This is a genomic window from Gaetbulibacter sp. PBL-D1, from assembly GCF_050509525.1.
Taxonomy (GTDB): domain Bacteria; phylum Bacteroidota; class Bacteroidia; order Flavobacteriales; family Flavobacteriaceae; genus Gaetbulibacter_B; species Gaetbulibacter_B jejuensis.
This window is the reverse complement of sequence record NZ_JBNWKB010000008.1, coordinates 29,104-46,087: the sequence shown is the minus strand read 5'-3', so window position 1 is coordinate 46,087 and position 16,984 is coordinate 29,104. Positions and strand designations below refer to the sequence as shown.

Sequence of the window (16,984 nt, the reverse complement as noted above, 5' to 3'; positions counted from 1 at the left end):
AATTTTTAAGAAATATACGACATATGACGTACTGATTTTGACTAATTTACAGTAAAAAAGTACTATTTTTACCCAATGAAATGGCTAAATGCACTCAACGATTATAAACATTATCTCAAAATTGAAAGAGGATTGTCTGATAACTCAATTACTAATTATGAGTATGATGTTCAAAAACTTATCATCTATTTAGAAGAAAATAACATTAATCAATCACCTGACGTAATTGATTATGATACTATACAACCATTCATTTACGAATTATCAAAATCTCTTAATGCTAGGTCACAATCGCGTTTAATATCTGGTTTGCGTAGTTTTTTTAGCTATTTGGTATTTGAAGATTACAGAACCACAAATCCTTTAGACCATATAGAGTCGCCTAAAATAGGCCGAAAACTACCAGACACTTTAAGTATTGAAGACATTGACTCGCTTATAGCTGCTATTGATATTACCAAAGAGTATAATGGAATACGAATTGGTGAACGTGATAGAACTATACTAGAAACACTTTACAGTTGCGGATTGCGTGTAAGCGAACTTACCAACCTAAAGCTGTCTGACCTTTATTTTGATGAAGGATTTATAAAAGTAACAGGTAAAGGTAATAAGCAACGGTTTGTGCCTATTGGAAAAAACACTCAAAAGTACATTAACATCTATAAAAACGAAGTGCGTACAACTATTAATGTTCAAAAAGAGTTTAAAGACACTTTATTTTTAAACAATAGAGGGAAACAGCTTACTCGTGCTATGATATTTACAATTATTAAACAGCTAGCAAAGAAAACTGGTCTTCAAAAAACTATTTCTCCACATACATTTAGACATTCGTTTGCTACTCATTTATTAGAAAATGGTGCCGATTTAAGAGCTATACAACTTATGTTAGGTCATGAAAGTATTACCACTACCGAAATTTATATGCATGTTGATAGAACTCACTTAAAAGACGTACTTACTCAGTTTCATCCAAGAAAATAACCTTCTTTTAATTTTTTTCTAAAAATCAGCCCTATCTTTGTGACCCTTTTTTAGATTATGTGTCTTAACACAAAAGCCCTTACATCAATCAAAACCTATGGAAAACAGCAAGCTACTCTACATAGAATGCTTAAATAATGATAAATACCTCGAAGAATTAATTACCGATAGTTATAAATGGCGTTTTGCTTTAGAAAACTCAAATATTGGTGTTTGGGATTGGAATGCAAAAACTAACGAAGTCTTTTATTCTGAAGAGTCTAAACAAATGATAGGCTATGAAGATTATGAAATTGGAAACACATCAGACGAATGGGACAAAAGAGTTCATCCTGAAGATAGAGAAGCCTATTACAGAGACTTTAATGCACACTTAAGAGGCGAACTTGACATCTATATAAACGAACATAGAATACGCTGTAAAGACGGAAGTTATACGTGGATTTTAGATAGAGGTAAAGTTGTTAGTAAAGATAACGATGGTAAACCTACAAGAATTATTGGTACGCACTCCAATATTACCAAACGTAAAGAAGTTGAAGAGGCATTAAAAATAAATCTTGACCTTATAACTAATCAAAACGATAGATTGCACAACTTTACTCATATTGTATCTCATAACCTACGCACACACGTTGGTAACTTTGAGAGTATTTTAGAGTTTTATGACCAAGCTAGTTCTGAAAGCGAAAAGGAAGACATGGTTAATCATTTAAAAACTATTTCAAAATCTTTAACTGAAACCATTACTGATTTAAATTCTATCATTAGTATTAAATCAAAGTCAGATACCAAAGCACTTAATCAAAGAGTAAACTTGAGAGAGGTTGCAAAAAAAGTTGTGGAAAGCTTAGTACTTGATATTAAAAAACATAATGTTTTAATAGAAAATATTATCCCTGAAACAATTTATATAAATACCAACGTAAGTTACTTAAATAGCGTTATACACAATTTAATTTCAAACAGTATTAAATACAGTAGTAAAACACGTCAACCCTTAATAACATTAAATTGCGATGTAACTATTAACACTATTCAACTTACTGTTAAGGATAATGGTATTGGTATAGATTTAAACAAACATGAAGACAAGATTTTTCAGCTTTACCAAACATTTCATGGCACACAAAGAGAAGACTCCAAAGGCATAGGTTTATATATCACAAAAACCCAAGTAGAAGCTCTTGGAGGGACTATTGAAGTTGATAGCACTCCTAACCAAGGTACTTGCTTTAAAGTCACATTAAATACATAAAAAAAGCACCATTTTAGGTGCTTTTTTTATGTTGTAATAGTTTATATATTCTATTTAGCAATATTAACTGCTCTTGTTTCTCTAATTACAGTAACTTTTACCTGACCAGGATACGTCATATCTGTTTGGATTTTTTGTGAAATCTCAAACGATAAGTTTGCTGCTTGATCATCAGATACTTTTTCACTTTCAACAATTACACGAAGCTCTCTACCTGCTTGTATTGCATAAGCCTTGTTTACTCCTGTAAATCCAAAAGCAACGTCTTCAAGGTCTTTTAATCTTTGAATATAAGAATCTAGCACTTGTCGTCTTGCTCCTGGTCTTGCTCCTGAAATAGCATCACACACCTGAATAATTGGCGATAATAAAGTAGTCATTTCTATTTCGTCGTGGTGCGCTCCAATAGCGTTACATACTTCTGGTTTTTCACCATATTTTTCAGCCCATTGCATTCCTAAGATAGCGTGAGGCGTTTCGATATCAGCTTCACTATCTGGTACTTTTCCTATATCGTGTAATAAACCAGCACGTTTAGCTAATTTTGGGTTCAAGCCTAATTCTGCAGCCATTACACCACATAACTTAGCAACTTCACGAGAGTGTTGTAATAAGTTTTGTCCGTAAGACGAACGGTACTTCATACGTCCTACAAGCTTTATAAGTTCAGGATGTAATCCATGAATTCCTAAGTCAATTACAGTACGCTTACCTACTTCAATAATCTCCTGCTCTATTTGTTTTTGCGTCTTTTTAACAACCTCTTCAATACGTGCAGGATGAATTCTACCATCAGTTACCAATTTGTGTAACGATAAACGCGCTACTTCTCGTCGCACAGAGTCAAAGCACGATAAAATGATTGCTTCAGGTGTATCATCAACAATAATCTCTACTCCTGTTGCAGCTTCAATAGCTCTAATGTTTCGACCTTCACGACCAATAATGCGTCCTTTAACGTCATCAGATTCGATATTGAAAACCGATACACAGTTATCAATAGCTTCTTCAGTACCTATACGCTGAATGGTGTTAATAATAATTTTCTTTGCTTCTTGTTGAGCGGTAAGTTTAGCTTCTTCTATTCTATCTTGAATAAATGCCATTGCATCAGTTTTAGCTTCACCTTTAAGTGACTCTACCAATTGTGCTTTAGCATCTTCAGCAGAAAGTCCTGAGATAACTTCTAATTGCTGAATTTGGCTTTTATGCGCTTTTTCGAGTTCTACTTTTTTCTTCTCTAAAAAGTCTAAACGAAAATCATAATCTTTGATTTTCGCGTCTAGTTCTTGATTGGCTTTTTTACTTTTTGAAAGCTCGTTAGATACTTGAGACTCTTTATCTCTAGTTCTTTTTTCGGCTTCAGCCATTTTTTTATCTCTAGATAAAATCACCTTTTCGTGTTCAGACTTTAGCTCGATAAACTTTTCTTTTGCCTGAAGTATTTTATCTTTTTTAATCGATTCTCCTTCGGAGTTTGCTTGCTTTATAATTGAATCCGCTTCACTTTTAGCATTCTTTATAAGCTTTGATGCGTTGCTTTTTTCTAATGATTTTGCAACTATATATCCCAGTATTACTCCTAATACTATTCCTCCAACAATTAATAAAATTGTGTTCGTTTCCATGTTTAGTTAGTGTTTATATATAAAAAAAGCCTACATCAGTTGAGCATTTTGTATAAACTCCTTAAAAACAAGTTTAGGGCTAACAAGCTGATCAAGGATCCATTCAAAGATGGCTTGCTTTTACAACTTAAACTCACCCTTTTTAAAGAATTAACGTTGAGTTTATCAAAAAAAATAACTAATGTAGGCAGTAACCTTATGTTTTATTTAAAAGAACGTTAGGCTGATAAATGTTTGTGCAATAGTTCATCAAGTGCTGATAACTTGTTTTGAACTTCTTCACTCACATTTGCCTTATCTATTTGTTTTTGCTCTACCTGAGACGCAAACTGTAACGCACACATGGCTAATACATCTTGCTTATCTCTGACAGAATAATTCTGCTCAAACTGAGAAATCATGTCTTCAATTTTCTTTGCAGCTCTTCTCAAACCTTCTTCTTGGCTTGGAGCAATCGTTAAAGGATATACTCTATTTGCTATTGAAAGCTTTATTTTAAGCTGTTCTGCCATGATTTATTTTACTAACATTATTCAGATAATTGCGCTATACAATGGTCAATATCCCTGATTAATGTATTTATTTTGAGCTTAGTTTCTCTATTATCTTCGCCACTGCCAAGTAATGAATTTGCCATTTTTAGAGCTTCATACTTTTCAACCCAAGAACTTATTTCTTCTTGTTGTTGAATATTTTTTTGTTGTTGTATTGCTAATTCTTCTGAAAGTTTAGCATTGGTTTGCCTTAAAACCTCTAGTTTGTGCAAAACCTTGCTAATTTTATTCTCTAAAGAATCTACAATATCTTCAATTTTACTCATTTACAAATTTCAATACTGTTGAAACAAAGTTAACATACCAAATCAAAAATTACAATTGTTTTACAATAAATTTTAAAATATTTAATTAATAGTATGATAAGCAATCAATATTTTATGAATAACTCTTTATGCTTTTGAAGATTACATTCAAATTAATATTTTAGCTATTATAATTCCATATATGAAATACCTTTTTTTAATCCTTTTTTGCTCGCAATTCTATAGTGCTTACGCACAATACCCTCAAGATTACTTTAGGAATCCTTTGGATATTGACCTTGTTTTATCTGGTACATTTGCTGAGTTGCGTTCTAACCACTTTCACTCAGGATTAGACATTAAAACACAACAACGCACAGGCTTAAAGGTTTATGCTGCTGCTGAAGGTTATGTGAGCAGAATTAAAATTTCACATTATGGTTATGGTAAAGCGTTGTACATTACTCATCCTAATGGATATACTACGGTTTATGCACATTTAGAGAAATTTTCGCCAAGAATTGAAGAATACATCAAGCAGTGTCAATACCAAAAAGAAACTTATGAAGTAGAGGTCTTCCCTACTCCTGACGAGCTTCCCATTACAACTGACGAAATGGTTGCTTTCTCAGGAAACTCAGGATCTTCTGGCGGACCACATTTACACTTCGAAATTAGAGATAATGCTGAAAGACCTATAAACCCAATGCTCTTTGGCATGGATGTAAAAGATTCTAAAAAGCCTTTAATTTCTGGTATTTATGCGTATCCTAAAGACGAAAATTCGCATGTGAACAATTCAAAAAAACGTGTTGAACTAAGATTAATACCAAATAAAAATGGTGATTATTCCGTTGAAAGTGTTGAAGCTTATGGAAATATTGGGTTTGGTATAGTAAGTTATGACCAATTAGATGGAGCCAATAATAAAAATGGTGTTAGTAATATTCAAACCTTTTTTAATGGCAACAAGAGTTTTGAAATGGATTTTAAGCGTTTTAGTTTTAACGAAACCAAACACATCAATCGTTATATAGATTTTGAAATCTATAAAACCAAACGCTCAAGAGTTCAAAAATTATTTGCACAATCTGGTAATACACTTAGTATGCTTAAAGATTTAGATAATAATGGGTATTTAATTGTTGAGGACAGCACCTCTTCGGTTTATAAAATAAGGGTTAAAGATTTTAAAGACAACGATGCGTGGATTACCATTCCTATTATTGGAAAAAAAGAAGTCAAAAAAGAACAAGAAGAACTCAACGATATTAAACCGTTACACTTTGCGTATGCCAACCAAGTAACTACTTTAGAAAAAGGTAATGTTTCAGTTTATATTCCTAGCAATACGTTTTACGACGACCTTCACTTAGATTTTAATGTTAGTAGCGACACACTATTAATGCATAAAGATGTGGTACCATTACTTAAAAGCTACACCATAAATTATGACATAAGTAATTATAACGATGTTGATAAAGACAAACTGTTTATTGCTGAACTTGTTGGGTATTACCAAAGACCATCTTATGTGTATACAACCCGAAAAGGAGATGTGCTTTCAGCTAGAACAAAATCACTAGGAACATTTGCTTTACAAAGCGATTTAGTAGCTCCTACTATTACTCCTGTTAATTTTACCGATGGTAAGTGGATGAGTAAATCTTCCGAATTGAAAGTAAAAATAGCCGATGATCTTTCAGGTATTAGTAATTACAGAGCTACTGTAAACGGAAAATGGATTTTAATGGAGTATGAATACAAAACAGGTGTATTAATCCATAATTTTGACGATGGTATTGTTACTGATACCGAAAATAAATTAAAAGTAATTGTTACTGATAATGTAGGAAATAGTTCTACTTTTGAAGCAACCTTTTTCAGAAAATAAAATTTACAGCATTTGAAACCACTTACCAACTATCTACTTTTGTTTTTCTTCGCCATGTCTACAATGGCTTTTTCACAAAACGCTACCATTAGAGGTGTAATATTGGATGAAAACGATACTCCTATTTATGATGTAAATATCAAAGCAGGTGATTTAGGAACAGCAACAAACATAAACGGGTTTTACGAACTAAAAATACCAGCAAACCAAGATATAACCATTGTTTTTACACATTTATCGCACAAGTCAATAACACAAACTTTTAACCTGAAAAGTGGTCAAGAACTAGAATTTAACCCAGTAATGAAAGTTGATGTAGAGCAAATAGGTGTTGTTGTAATTAACACAAATACAAGACAATCAGTAACTGGAGTAACCACAATAGCTCCCGAAATGATTAGAACCATAAAAGGTGCGCAACCAGGAGTTGAAAACATCTTAAAAACATTACCAGGTGTAAATATTTCCAATGAACTGAGTACACAATATTCAGTAAGAGGTGGAAATTTTGATGAAAACTTGGTATATGTTAACGAAATTGAAGTGTATCGTCCGTTTTTAATTCGTTCTGGTCAACAAGAAGGGTTGAGTTTTGTGAATACTGATTTGGTTCAAAATGTAGATTTTTCAGCTGGTGGTTTTCAAGCAAAGTATGGAGACAAATTATCTTCGGTATTGGATATTACATATCGAAATCCTATAAAGTTTGGTTTAAGAGCAGACTTAAGCTTACTTGGAGGAAGTATTGCTGCTGAAACTGTTAGTAAAGACTCTAAGTTTTCAGGTATTGTAGGGTTGCGCTATAGAGACAATAGTCTTTTAATAAACTCTTTAGAAACTGAAACTAATGTAGTTCCTGTTTTTGCAGATGCTCAAACCTATTTAACGTATAAGTTTTCTGATAAATTTCATTTAAATTTCCTTGGAAACCTTTCACTTAACAAATACGACTTTAAACCTCAAAATAGACAAACCAACTTTGGTACTATAGATAATCCTGTAGCTTTATTGGTGTTTTATGAAGGTCAAGAAAAAGACCGTTACCAAACCGCTTTTGGAGCATTTAAAGCTAATTATTTTGTAAATGATGACCTAACCTTAAAACTCATTTCTTCTGCATATCACACGACTGAAGAGGAATACTTTGATATTTTAGCGCAATACAGACTAGGTGAAGTCAATAGCAATATTGGTGACGAAGACTTAGGTGAAGTGGAGTTTAGCGAAGGTATTGGCTCTCAACTTACGCATGCTAGAAATAACCTTGATGCTGTAATAGTAAACGTTGAGCACAAAGGAGACTATAAAATTGATGAAGAAAGCACACTTGAGTGGTCAGCAAAGTATACTCATGAAGATATTAGAGATCGTCTAGTAGAATGGGAAGTTATTGATAGTGCAGGTTTTTCAATAAACCCACCAAATATTGATGCGTTTAACGATCAACCTTACTCGCCTTACGAAGGACCACTTGTTGCATTTCAAAATGTAAGAGCAACCAACAAAGTACTTATTGACCGCTTACAGGCCTATTTACAATACAGCAAGCGTACAAAACTAGGAGAACACGACGTGTTTTATAATGCTGGAGTACGTGTGCACAACTGGAATGTTAGTGGTGACGCTATTGAAAGTAAAAGTCATACCGTATTTAGCCCAAGAGCTCAATTTGCCATAAAACCAAATTGGGAAAAAGACATGCTATTTAGGTTTGCTGCTGGTATGTACTACCAACCTCCTTTTTACAGAGAATTAAGAGACTCTTCTGGTGTAGTACAACCAGATGTAAAAGCACAAAAATCAGTTCATTTTGTATTAGGAAACGAATACAGTTTTGAACTTTGGGACAGACCGTTTAAACTTGTATCTGAAGCCTATTACAAAAGTCTGTCTGATGTAAACCCTTACACTTTAGAAAACGTTCGTATTCGTTATAGAGCAAAAAACAATGCTAAAGCCTATGCTTATGGTCTTGACTTAAGACTTAATGGTGAGTTTGTAAAAGGTACTGAAAGCTGGTTTAGTTTTAGCTACCTTAAAACCGAAGAAAACATTGAAGACAGAGGGTATATTGCAAGACCAACAGATCAACGTTTAAAATTTGGAGTACTGTTTCAAGATTATGTCCCAAGCATTCCTGATTTAAAAATGTACCTTAATTTGGTTTATAACACAGGTGTTCCAGGAGGTTCACCAAGTTATGCTGACCCATACGACTACCAAAACAGATTGAGAGACTACAAACGTGCCGATTTAGGTATAAGCTATGTGCTTGTTGACCAAAACAAAACCTATAATAGTAGTTGGAAACGTCATTTTAAAGAACTTACCATAGGTTTTGAAATCTTTAATATGTTTGACGTACAAAACTCAATTACCAATACTTGGGTTAGAGATGTGTACAGTAAGCGTCAATATGCCATCCCAAATTACTTAACACCAAGAGTATTTAACGTAAGGTTGTCTACTCGATTTTAGAGGAATATGATGCGGAAAATATTGTTTCCAATAATAGCATTAATACTTTTATCTAGCTGCAAATCAGAAAGTAAAGAAAGAGAAAACACATTAGAAAGTAATAAAAAAACTATTTCTAAAGCATCTAAGCTAACTGAACAATACAACCTATTTGTTGAGCAATTTCCAATAATTAAAACTCCTATTAAAATAAAAGCTTGTGATGATGATTTTAGTGAGTTTATCCAATTAAACGACACAAACAACATTCTTGACAGGGAAGAATTCAATTACATCTATGGAAAAATTAAAATTAATGAAGAGTATATTGCTGTAATTACACTAGAAGAAGCTGAGTGTTTTATGCCAATATTAACAACTTTCAAGATTACTGGTGAAATAGTTAATTCAAAAGAATTGATGATTGGACGTTGTGGACCTGACCCATGTTTTGAATGTGAAGAATTAATGGAAATAGATAATGATTTAAATATTTACGTTGCATTTAATTCTCGTTATTTTAATTGTGATGAAAATGGAAACGAAATAGTAGGAACTGATAAAAAAGAAGTTATTTACAAAACAGGAAAAATCACAAAAGAAGGAATTATTGAGTTAACAAATGAAGTAAAAAAACAAAACCCTGATTAAACTATAACCAAGGTTTTTCTATTAGTACTAGGTAAAAATTTAATGCCTTTAAATTTTAGTAAATTTAGCAGTCATATCGGTTGTAGATTTTTGACCTTCAATACTCATCGTCATATTGATTTTTGATAATGTAGGCATACCAGAATCTCTATCTATATCCATAGTTCCTGTAATATCACCAGAAGCAGTACCCGAAATACTACCAGAAATATCAACTAAAACATTATTACGATTGATAGCTTTCACTTTGTATATAAAGTTAAACGTCATTGCGTTATCAACTTTAGTTTTTGTCCAAGTATCACCAACGGCAACTTCCTCTTTAGGGTAAATTACACTACCTGATTGATCTGCAAAGTCTGCAGCACCTTCAATGTCACTCGGCTCAACTCTAGTTTCTAAAATATTACCTAAATTATCACCTTTAGTTATAATTGTTGCCGATAACATAGGTTCCAATCGAGTCTTCATCATTTGTCCTGTTTCATCTAATTCATCATGTTTTTTATTTGTATCATAAGATACTGCCAATTGATCTTGTCTCATATCCATTGCCATTCTAGTAATTTTCGCATTACTTTCATAGGTATCACCAGTGACTTTAGTTATATCATACTGCATATCTATTTGCATATCATTGGTTATAATATCATCACCAATTACTTGCGACATGCTCATACTCATAGCATATTTTTGTCCTTCAACATAATTTAAACGAAGTAACACTTTTTCTTGCGCAGCACTTAGCATGCTTACACCTAACAAAAGCAGTATTAAAATTTTTTTCATCTTTATTGATTTGTGGTTAATTATTTGAAAGCTAATATAGATAAAATAAAAAGACTACTTACAGTAATGTCTTGTAACAACTTAATTGAAAAATAGTATCTTTAATCCAAGTAACTGACGGTTATACGAGACTATTACCCAACATTTGACAAAATCAACAGTGAAAAGAAAAAGATTACAGCATCATACAGATATATTTTGTGATATGTTTTATGGTTGGAGATTAACAAACGATTTAGACTCATTAATTGAATTACAAAAAGGAATTATTGAGTTTGACTTCTTAAATAAAACTCAAAAATTAAATAACGAAATTTCGGAAATTGACTTTAACATGTTTTATGAAATTTCAAAATGGTTTTTTGATGATTTAAAAAAGTACAAAATTGAAACTAAATTAATAAAAGAGGCAAAACTGAATGTAGAATTTGGAGTTGAAGTAATACTTGACAAAAAAAAATCTGGTACAATACGAAACATAAAATTAAATCTGATTTTAACCTCATGGATTTTGACTGACGAAAAAAAATATCAATCAAAAAAGGAATACAAAACTGAATAAATTAACCGAATTAGTAGTGGAAAGAAAAAAAAGCTACTAACAACAATGTATAAATGAAATAACGGAGTCCCGAGGTTTCGAGAGACTATGTTCAAATCTACTCGGAATTGTTAACGTCAGTACTTAACAGAAAATCATTAACTTTAAAACCATAACTGACGGTTATACGAGACCGTTGGCATAATTTGACCTCAATATTATGAAAAGAAAAGTTTCGATGTTTAGGCAAAATGGAAAAAATTATATCCATCTTGACGACACTGAGATTTATTACAAAAATCTTGAAAGCTTATATAGTTATATTGAAAGTGAATATGATATAAACTATATGAATTTTGCTTATGTAACTTTATGTTCTAGCACTCTTGAGGCTTCATTGAATTACATAATTTTTCATTATTACATAAACGAATTTGGACCTATAGATTACAAAAATTTTGCAGACAGCCTTATTAATATTGGATTTAAAAATAAATTGCATTCCACGCCAAACATTGTAACTGAATCTAAATACTATTTTAATTCTGATTGTTTTACAATAAAAACTCTTGAAAAGCTAATCTCATTGAGAAATAAGATATTACATAAAAAGCCTTTACTTCAATCAACCGAATTGGATTTAGAAAAGGATTTGAAGCTTGGAAAAAGGATTGAATTAAGAAACAATAATCATATTGAATTAATTACTAAAAACGAGTGTCAGAATTTCCATAAGGCGATTATGAACTTTAGAAATGAATTTATGAATCCATTTATCGAAAAAGAGTTAATAATTACTGATTTAGTTAAAGAAAAATAAAAACTATTGCCAACAACGTGTATAATTAATTGCTTCTGAAATTCCTCGCACTTTGCTATCTTGGTTTCTTAATCGGAAAATCCTCGCGGATTTTCTATTCGGTTTTAATTTGATATTTTCGTTGCTTAAGCAACGAAACTTATTACAGCCAAAACCTTTGCAAATAATTTGACCAAACCAAGAAAAATAGAATTAAATTTAGGAAGTCCAAAAAATGGATGGCTTCCGATTGGATTAAAATCTGAGGATTTTGAATTGGAATTTAATACTTCAAATATTCCTGAAAATCCGACTGACAAACTTTGCGAAACTCTGATTTTAGTAATGGACGGAATTAAAACGGAAATATGTTGGAATTTGGAACCAGAACGTTATTTCTTTGAATTAAAACAAATAGGAAAAAGAATTGAGCTAAATATCTTAAAAAGTGATGGAATTTCAGAAAGCCGAAATCTGATTTATAAACTAACTGGAGATTTTGAGTCTGTGATTTTACCAATGTATCGAAGTTTGAAAAAGTTCAATACGTTGGAATTTAACAAAGCTGATTGGAAAAAAATTGACCAATCAAAACTGAATAAATTAACCGAATTAGTAGTGGAAAGAAAAAAAGGTACTAACAACAATGTATAAATGAAATCAATGTAAATAATTATGAAAAAACAAGTTCTGATAATATTTTTACTTCTGATTTCAATGAAATCTTTTGCTTGCTCTTGCGAATGCAATTGGAATTGTCGATTTGGAGCAATCTCTGATAATCAAGAGTTTGTTGCACTAATCAAAGTAATTGAATATTCGGACTTTCTAGAAGAAGAAACCTACGGTTACGATGGAAAAATGCCTTATTCAATGACAGTTGAAGTGGTTAAAAAGTATAAAGGTTCTGAATCTCGAAAAAGATTTAAAGTTTGGGGAGATAACGGAATTCTATGTCAACCATATATTACAGAATTTGAAGTTGGAAAATATTATTTAATTGCACCATCCAAAATAGAAAATGATTTAGATGATGAACAAAATGGAGATTATGATTTTTTCTCTTGTTGGAACGATTATTTGAAAGTAGATTATGACAAAAAAATAGCTTATGGAGAATACTCTTGGTGGCGGAAAGAAATAACTCTTGAGAAGTTTGAACAGAAACTCGAAAAATAACTGTTTATGATATAGTTAACTACTTCTCAATCTTTCCTTAACCAACCCAATATGTTAGTTTCATCAATAATCCATTTTCCGTTCACTTGTTTTAAACCTAATTGGTCTCTAGATTGTTTTCCAACGTTTTGTTGTACAATTTCAACATAACTATCTTCTACTCTACTCACAATAGCTACATGTCCATAAGGGTTAAACATATTTCCTTTAAAAACAACCAAATCATTAACTTTTGGTTTGCTACTACTAGCATTAGTGTATTGTAATAAATTCCTATCTCTATTGATGCTGCCATCTGCTATTTCAGTATTAAAAAAATCAACAGCATGTCCATAACTATTAGGCATTTTATGGTTGAGATGTTGGTAGTAGTAACGTTTTACAAACTCTACACACTGCCATTTTAAACCAAGATTATAACCGTCTTTGGTTAAATGCCTACCAGAAGTATTTCCCATACTTTTATTGTAAATAACATACACTTCGTTAAATACATCTAAGGTATCACCAATGTTTTTAACCTTAAAGGTTTTAGGAGATTTAGCTGTTAGTTGTTGCAACTCTTGAGTAATCACAACGTCTTGCCTAGGTTCTTGTTTACAAGACACAAGCAATAAAGCAACAATAACTACTACAATTGGGTTAGTTTTCAACAAAATCTTTTAAAACCTCTATAACGTAGTCTACTTCGTCTTTAGTATTAAAACTACTGAACGAAAAACGTACCGAAGGTTTTTTTAGTTGTTCTTCATCTAGTATTTGAGACAACACATGAGAGCCTAAAGTACTTCCGCTTTGGCAAGCACTTCCTTTAGAACACGCAATTCCTTTTAAATCCAACTGAAAATGTAACATTGGTGCTTTTTCTGGTGCAATTGGTAAGCATACATTAACCAATGTGTATGTGCTGCTTTCAAAACACTTACTAGCTCCATTAAAGCTTGCTTGTGGTAAAACGTCTTGCAGCTTAGTAATGAAATAATGCTTTAAATCTGATATATAAGCAGTTTCTTCTTCTAGAGTGTTGTAGCTTATATTAAGAGCTTCTTCCATACCTACAATATCGTGTATAGCTTCAGTACCTGCTCTAAAACCTCGTTCTTGTTCACCTCCAAATACTGATGCTTTTAAACCAGAGTTTTTTCTTATGTAAGCGAACCCTACACCTTTTGGACCATGAAATTTATGCGCACTAGCCGTAATAAAATCAACAGCTACATCTTGTAAATCTATTTTATAATGTCCAACAGATTGCACAGTATCACTATGAAACAGAGCTCCATTGGCTTTGCACAATTGCGCAACACGCTTTAGGTCTAAAATATTTCCTATTTCGTTATTAACATGCATTAAAGACACTAAAGCTTTTTCAGTAGATGTTAATACCGTTTCTAGATGTTCAATATCAATATTACCATCGTCTAACAATGATACAAAATGAAGCGAAACGTTATACTCATTACTCAATGCTTCTAATGTATGTAGTACAGCATGATGCTCTATTTTGGACGTTATAATATCGGTTACTCCTAAATCTCTTACAGCACTTCTAAGTATTAAATTATCGGCTTCAGTACCACCTGCAGTAAATACAATTTCTGATGCTAAAGCATTAAAATGTTTAGCAATTGATTTTCTTGAATTTTCAATTAAAGCTTTAGATGACCTACCAAAACTATGTGTAGATGAGGCATTTCCAAAGTTACTCATCATCACTTCTGTCATCTTATTCACAACCTCTGCACGCATAGGCGTGGTTGCAGCATTATCAAAATACACTTTCTTCATGCTGCAAAAATACTTCAAATAAAATTATTTGCATCTTACTGCGTTATAAGTTTATCAAATCTTTTATTTTTGTTTCCAAATCAAATACAATGCGAAAAATACTCTATATATTTTGTCTAAGTTTACTGTTAACAAGTTGCGATGATGGCGATATTCTTGAAATTGAATTAGACTTTGAAGATGACCTTACCTTGTGCGATCAATTTGAAGATGAATACAGCTTATATAAGATTAAAGCAGACCCTTATGAATCGTTGAGCATTGTTTTTCCTTCCAATACTAATAATGATCAAATTTTCAATCCTCCAACTGATGAAATTCCTTTTGAAGGTACTATAACTGGAAGTGTTAGGTTTATTTACAGAACTTATGATGGAAATCCAGAAAATCTTTTCTGTACTCTTGTTCCTGGTTCAGACGTTAATATTATTAGCGATAATGAAAGTGAATCAATAGATATAGATTTCACCTCTACTTTTGTGGATGATGATGATGATGGAATTCCTTCTGAATTTGAAGATTTAAATGGTAATGGTAATTATGATGACGATGACTTTGATGGAGATGGTATACCAAACTATATCGACCAAGATGATGATAATGACAATGTATTAACCATTAACGAAAATCATAATTTTAGTACTGAAGATGGCTTAGCTAACGCTGTAAACACTGATAACGACACGTACGACCACGATAACGATCCTACAACTCCTGAAATACCTTTACCTAACTATTTAGATAATGACGATGATGGTGATGGTGTATTAACACGTTATGAGGATGAAGATATGGACAAAAACCCAACTAACGATTTTGCTATAGATGCAACTATTGCAAGGTATTTAGACGCAGATGCTGCTGATACTTTTGTGGTTGATGAGTTTATAGACAATACTTACACTAGAACAGTAACCACGAATTTTGAAATTAATGATCCTTTCAATTTAGGTGCTTTAAGTATGGATTATTACTTCTTTGGAACTTATGAAACTATAATTACGTTTCCTGAAGAAGACTAATTCACATTTTGGTAAATATAAACCTCAGTAGCTCCTAAACCGTATTTTTTGTAGTCTGCGTCGTAAAACTTAATGTTGTCATAGCGTCGAAACAATGTTTCTAACTCCATTTTTAGAACGCCTTCTCCTACGCCATGAATAAATACGATTTTTTGAATTCGCTTTTTTATTGCAAATTCTAGTTGTCGTTGAGCTGTATCTAACTGTAAAGTTAACTTTTCATGACTAGTCATTCTAGAGTCATGATCAGTAAGCTTGTGTATGTGAAGATCAACTTCCATTGCAGGATTATTACGCTCTTTAGGCTTTATCTTAGGAAGTTTTCGTCTTTGTTGCTGCTCTTTTTCTTGAATAACAGCACTAGCACTTTGTGTAGAAAACAATTCAGATTGTATTGAAGCATCAGTTTTTATAAGTTCGCTTGCAGGAAATTCAAACACAAAACCATCAGGAGTTTCAATACTCACTTGTGCATCTGAAGTTTTTAAAACAACACCAGAAATGTCTTCATCTAATACTGAAACTTTATCGCCTTTTTTAAATTTCATTGTGCAGTATTATTATCAGAGTCGTTAGTGTCATCGTTTTTATATTTACTAGGAATATTACGAGAAGTCCTGTAAATACCCATCATTAATAGTACAATTCCTGCCATTAGCAAATAAACACTTTGTCCATCACCTGCTTTGGCATAAATTGCAATAATTCCGCCAGATAAAATCAAAATAAAATTTATGGTTCTTGATAAACTCATGTGTTTGCCTATTAAAAATATGTTATCTATAAAGTAATAGATACAAAAGTAAAGCATTAAGCTAAATCGTTCAAATTTTCACTAAAAAACAAAGAAACCTTAGTTTCATTTTTAACTTTTTTTACATTTGTAAGAACTAAAACAGTACCATGTCGCAATACGAAGACTATATGTTACCTTGCTTAAACAAAAAGTTGTTTGGCTTTGAGTGTATGGGTTGTGGCATGCAACGATCGGTTGCACTTATTCTTGAAGGCGACTTTATTGGTGCATTTTTTATGTATCCTGCTATTTATACACTTATACTCCTTTTTGGGATGCTAATAGTAAATGCGCTTAAGATTTATGAGATTTCTCAAAAAATTATTCTTACATTGGTAATCATTAACATTGTTATTATTGTAGGTAACTTTTTACTAAAAATAATCTAATCAAAAC

General features: G+C 32.0%; 19 protein-coding genes and 1 other RNA gene. 11 read left to right on the top strand and 9 right to left on the bottom strand.

Features of this window, described 5'->3' with window-relative positions:
* Positions 1 to 75 precede the first annotated feature (75 nt).
* Both xerD and ACQ0RB_RS08305 read left to right on the top strand, forming a co-directional pair.
* Positions 76 to 987, top strand: coding sequence for a site-specific tyrosine recombinase XerD (gene xerD, locus ACQ0RB_RS08310; protein ID WP_134200015.1), 912 nt, complete (start codon positions 76 to 78; stop codon positions 985 to 987).
* Between the two features lie 97 nt (positions 988 to 1,084).
* Complete coding sequence (locus tag ACQ0RB_RS08305; RefSeq protein ID WP_430497751.1) at positions 1,085 to 2,245, top strand: sensor histidine kinase; 1,161 nt, start codon at positions 1,085 to 1,087, stop codon at positions 2,243 to 2,245.
* 50 nt (positions 2,246 to 2,295) lie between these two features.
* On the opposite strand, the gene rny is transcribed toward ACQ0RB_RS08305, so the two are convergent.
* The 4 genes from rny to ACQ0RB_RS08285 all read right to left on the bottom strand — a co-directional run bounded on the left by rny (position 2,296) and on the right by ACQ0RB_RS08285 (position 4,693).
* The gene (gene rny, locus ACQ0RB_RS08300) at positions 2,296 to 3,873 is read right to left on the bottom strand and encodes a ribonuclease Y (protein WP_129760757.1); all 1,578 of its coding nucleotides are present in this window, start codon (positions 3,871 to 3,873) and stop codon (positions 2,296 to 2,298) included.
* Positions 3,874 to 3,927: 54 nt separating this feature from the next.
* Positions 3,928 to 4,035, bottom strand: a non-coding RNA gene (gene ssrS, locus ACQ0RB_RS08295) — 6S RNA.
* A 56-nt stretch (positions 4,036 to 4,091) separates the two neighbouring features.
* The gene (locus ACQ0RB_RS08290) at positions 4,092 to 4,385 is read right to left on the bottom strand and encodes a cell division protein ZapA (RefSeq protein ID WP_129760756.1); all 294 of its coding nucleotides are present in this window, start codon (positions 4,383 to 4,385) and stop codon (positions 4,092 to 4,094) included.
* A 17-nt stretch (positions 4,386 to 4,402) separates the two neighbouring features.
* Positions 4,403 to 4,693 carry a hypothetical protein gene (locus ACQ0RB_RS08285; RefSeq protein WP_129760755.1) on the bottom strand — a complete coding sequence of 97 codons (291 nt, stop codon included), beginning with the start codon at positions 4,691 to 4,693 and terminating at the stop codon, positions 4,403 to 4,405.
* Between the two features lie 181 nt (positions 4,694 to 4,874).
* Between ACQ0RB_RS08285 and ACQ0RB_RS08280 the strand changes: the two genes are divergently transcribed.
* The 3 genes from ACQ0RB_RS08280 to ACQ0RB_RS08270 are packed head-to-tail and all read left to right on the top strand — an operon-like array spanning position 4,875 to position 9,674.
* Entirely contained in the window at positions 4,875 to 6,566 is a 1,692-nt protein-coding gene (locus tag ACQ0RB_RS08280) for a M23 family metallopeptidase (protein WP_430497748.1), read from the top strand.
* A gap of 54 nt (positions 6,567 to 6,620) precedes the next feature.
* Positions 6,621 to 9,044, top strand: a complete 2,424-nt coding sequence (locus tag ACQ0RB_RS08275) for a TonB-dependent receptor (RefSeq protein ID WP_430497964.1) — start codon at positions 6,621 to 6,623, stop codon at positions 9,042 to 9,044.
* Positions 9,045 to 9,050: 6 nt separating this feature from the next.
* Positions 9,051 to 9,674, top strand: coding sequence for a hypothetical protein (locus tag ACQ0RB_RS08270; protein ID WP_430497747.1), 624 nt, complete (start codon positions 9,051 to 9,053; stop codon positions 9,672 to 9,674).
* A 48-nt stretch (positions 9,675 to 9,722) separates the two neighbouring features.
* On the opposite strand, the gene ACQ0RB_RS08265 is transcribed toward ACQ0RB_RS08270, so the two are convergent.
* Positions 9,723 to 10,463 carry a DUF6263 family protein gene (locus ACQ0RB_RS08265; protein WP_134200026.1) on the bottom strand — a complete coding sequence of 247 codons (741 nt, stop codon included), beginning with the start codon at positions 10,461 to 10,463 and terminating at the stop codon, positions 9,723 to 9,725.
* 160 nt (positions 10,464 to 10,623) lie between these two features.
* Between ACQ0RB_RS08265 and ACQ0RB_RS08260 the strand changes: the two genes are divergently transcribed.
* The 4 genes from ACQ0RB_RS08260 (at position 10,624) to ACQ0RB_RS08245 (ending at position 12,982) form a co-directional block, all read left to right on the top strand.
* On the top strand, positions 10,624 to 11,025 hold the full coding sequence (locus ACQ0RB_RS08260) for a hypothetical protein (protein WP_343797605.1): 402 nt from the start codon (positions 10,624 to 10,626) through the stop codon (positions 11,023 to 11,025).
* 199 nt (positions 11,026 to 11,224) lie between these two features.
* Complete coding sequence (locus tag ACQ0RB_RS08255; RefSeq protein WP_430497745.1) at positions 11,225 to 11,824, top strand: hypothetical protein; 600 nt, start codon at positions 11,225 to 11,227, stop codon at positions 11,822 to 11,824.
* A 168-nt stretch (positions 11,825 to 11,992) separates the two neighbouring features.
* A complete protein-coding gene (locus ACQ0RB_RS08250) occupies positions 11,993 to 12,457 on the top strand; it encodes a hypothetical protein (RefSeq protein ID WP_430497743.1) in 465 nt (154 codons plus the stop codon).
* A gap of 63 nt (positions 12,458 to 12,520) precedes the next feature.
* Positions 12,521 to 12,982 (top strand): hypothetical protein, encoded by a 462-nt coding sequence (locus tag ACQ0RB_RS08245; protein ID WP_430497741.1) that lies wholly within the window; start codon positions 12,521 to 12,523, stop codon positions 12,980 to 12,982.
* 26 nt (positions 12,983 to 13,008) lie between these two features.
* Here the strand turns inward: ACQ0RB_RS08245 and ACQ0RB_RS08240 are convergent, their stop codons facing one another.
* Positions 13,009 to 13,635, bottom strand: coding sequence for a CHAP domain-containing protein (locus tag ACQ0RB_RS08240; RefSeq protein ID WP_430497739.1), 627 nt, complete (start codon positions 13,633 to 13,635; stop codon positions 13,009 to 13,011).
* Positions 13,625 to 14,770 (bottom strand): cysteine desulfurase family protein, encoded by a 1,146-nt coding sequence (locus ACQ0RB_RS08235; protein WP_430497737.1) that lies wholly within the window; start codon positions 14,768 to 14,770, stop codon positions 13,625 to 13,627. The genes ACQ0RB_RS08240 and ACQ0RB_RS08235 overlap by 11 nt, the downstream gene beginning before the upstream one ends.
* An 89-nt stretch (positions 14,771 to 14,859) precedes the next feature.
* Between ACQ0RB_RS08235 and ACQ0RB_RS08230 the strand changes: the two genes are divergently transcribed.
* Positions 14,860 to 15,792 carry a hypothetical protein gene (locus ACQ0RB_RS08230; RefSeq protein ID WP_430497736.1) on the top strand — a complete coding sequence of 311 codons (933 nt, stop codon included), beginning with the start codon at positions 14,860 to 14,862 and terminating at the stop codon, positions 15,790 to 15,792.
* Here ACQ0RB_RS08230 and ACQ0RB_RS08225 read toward each other — a convergent pair.
* Together ACQ0RB_RS08225 and ACQ0RB_RS08220 are read right to left on the bottom strand one after the other, a co-directional pair.
* Positions 15,789 to 16,340 (bottom strand): Smr/MutS family protein, encoded by a 552-nt coding sequence (locus ACQ0RB_RS08225; protein ID WP_134200036.1) that lies wholly within the window; start codon positions 16,338 to 16,340, stop codon positions 15,789 to 15,791. The two genes, ACQ0RB_RS08230 and ACQ0RB_RS08225, sit on opposite strands and share 4 nt — an antisense overlap.
* On the bottom strand, positions 16,337 to 16,546 hold the full coding sequence (locus ACQ0RB_RS08220) for a hypothetical protein (RefSeq protein WP_430497735.1): 210 nt from the start codon (positions 16,544 to 16,546) through the stop codon (positions 16,337 to 16,339). The genes ACQ0RB_RS08225 and ACQ0RB_RS08220 overlap by 4 nt, the downstream gene beginning before the upstream one ends.
* 149 nt (positions 16,547 to 16,695) lie before the next feature.
* Here ACQ0RB_RS08220 and ACQ0RB_RS08215 point away from each other — a divergent pair, with 149 nt between their 5' ends.
* A complete protein-coding gene (locus tag ACQ0RB_RS08215) occupies positions 16,696 to 16,977 on the top strand; it encodes a DUF2752 domain-containing protein (RefSeq protein ID WP_129760746.1) in 282 nt (93 codons plus the stop codon).
* Positions 16,978 to 16,984 lie beyond the last annotated feature (7 nt).

Coding starts and splice junctions, on each gene's coding strand:
- xerD (WP_134200015.1), top strand. CDS start 76: ATGAAATGGCTAAATGCACTCAACGATTATAAACATTATCTCAAAATT.
- ACQ0RB_RS08305 (WP_430497751.1), top strand. CDS start 1,085: ATGGAAAACAGCAAGCTACTCTACATAGAATGCTTAAATAATGATAAA.
- rny (WP_129760757.1), bottom strand. CDS start 3,873: ATGGAAACGAACACAATTTTATTAATTGTTGGAGGAATAGTATTAGGA.
- ACQ0RB_RS08290 (WP_129760756.1), bottom strand. CDS start 4,385: ATGGCAGAACAGCTTAAAATAAAGCTTTCAATAGCAAATAGAGTATAT.
- ACQ0RB_RS08285 (WP_129760755.1), bottom strand. CDS start 4,693: ATGAGTAAAATTGAAGATATTGTAGATTCTTTAGAGAATAAAATTAGC.
- ACQ0RB_RS08280 (WP_430497748.1), top strand. CDS start 4,875: ATGAAATACCTTTTTTTAATCCTTTTTTGCTCGCAATTCTATAGTGCT.
- ACQ0RB_RS08275 (WP_430497964.1), top strand. CDS start 6,621: ATGTCTACAATGGCTTTTTCACAAAACGCTACCATTAGAGGTGTAATA.
- ACQ0RB_RS08270 (WP_430497747.1), top strand. CDS start 9,051: ATGATGCGGAAAATATTGTTTCCAATAATAGCATTAATACTTTTATCT.
- ACQ0RB_RS08265 (WP_134200026.1), bottom strand. CDS start 10,463: ATGAAAAAAATTTTAATACTGCTTTTGTTAGGTGTAAGCATGCTAAGT.
- ACQ0RB_RS08255 (WP_430497745.1), top strand. CDS start 11,225: ATGAAAAGAAAAGTTTCGATGTTTAGGCAAAATGGAAAAAATTATATC.
- ACQ0RB_RS08245 (WP_430497741.1), top strand. CDS start 12,521: ATGAAATCTTTTGCTTGCTCTTGCGAATGCAATTGGAATTGTCGATTT.
- ACQ0RB_RS08235 (WP_430497737.1), bottom strand. CDS start 14,770: ATGAAGAAAGTGTATTTTGATAATGCTGCAACCACGCCTATGCGTGCA.
- ACQ0RB_RS08230 (WP_430497736.1), top strand. CDS start 14,860: ATGCGAAAAATACTCTATATATTTTGTCTAAGTTTACTGTTAACAAGT.
- ACQ0RB_RS08225 (WP_134200036.1), bottom strand. CDS start 16,340: ATGAAATTTAAAAAAGGCGATAAAGTTTCAGTATTAGATGAAGACATT.
- ACQ0RB_RS08220 (WP_430497735.1), bottom strand. CDS start 16,546: ATGAGTTTATCAAGAACCATAAATTTTATTTTGATTTTATCTGGCGGA.
- ACQ0RB_RS08215 (WP_129760746.1), top strand. CDS start 16,696: ATGTCGCAATACGAAGACTATATGTTACCTTGCTTAAACAAAAAGTTG.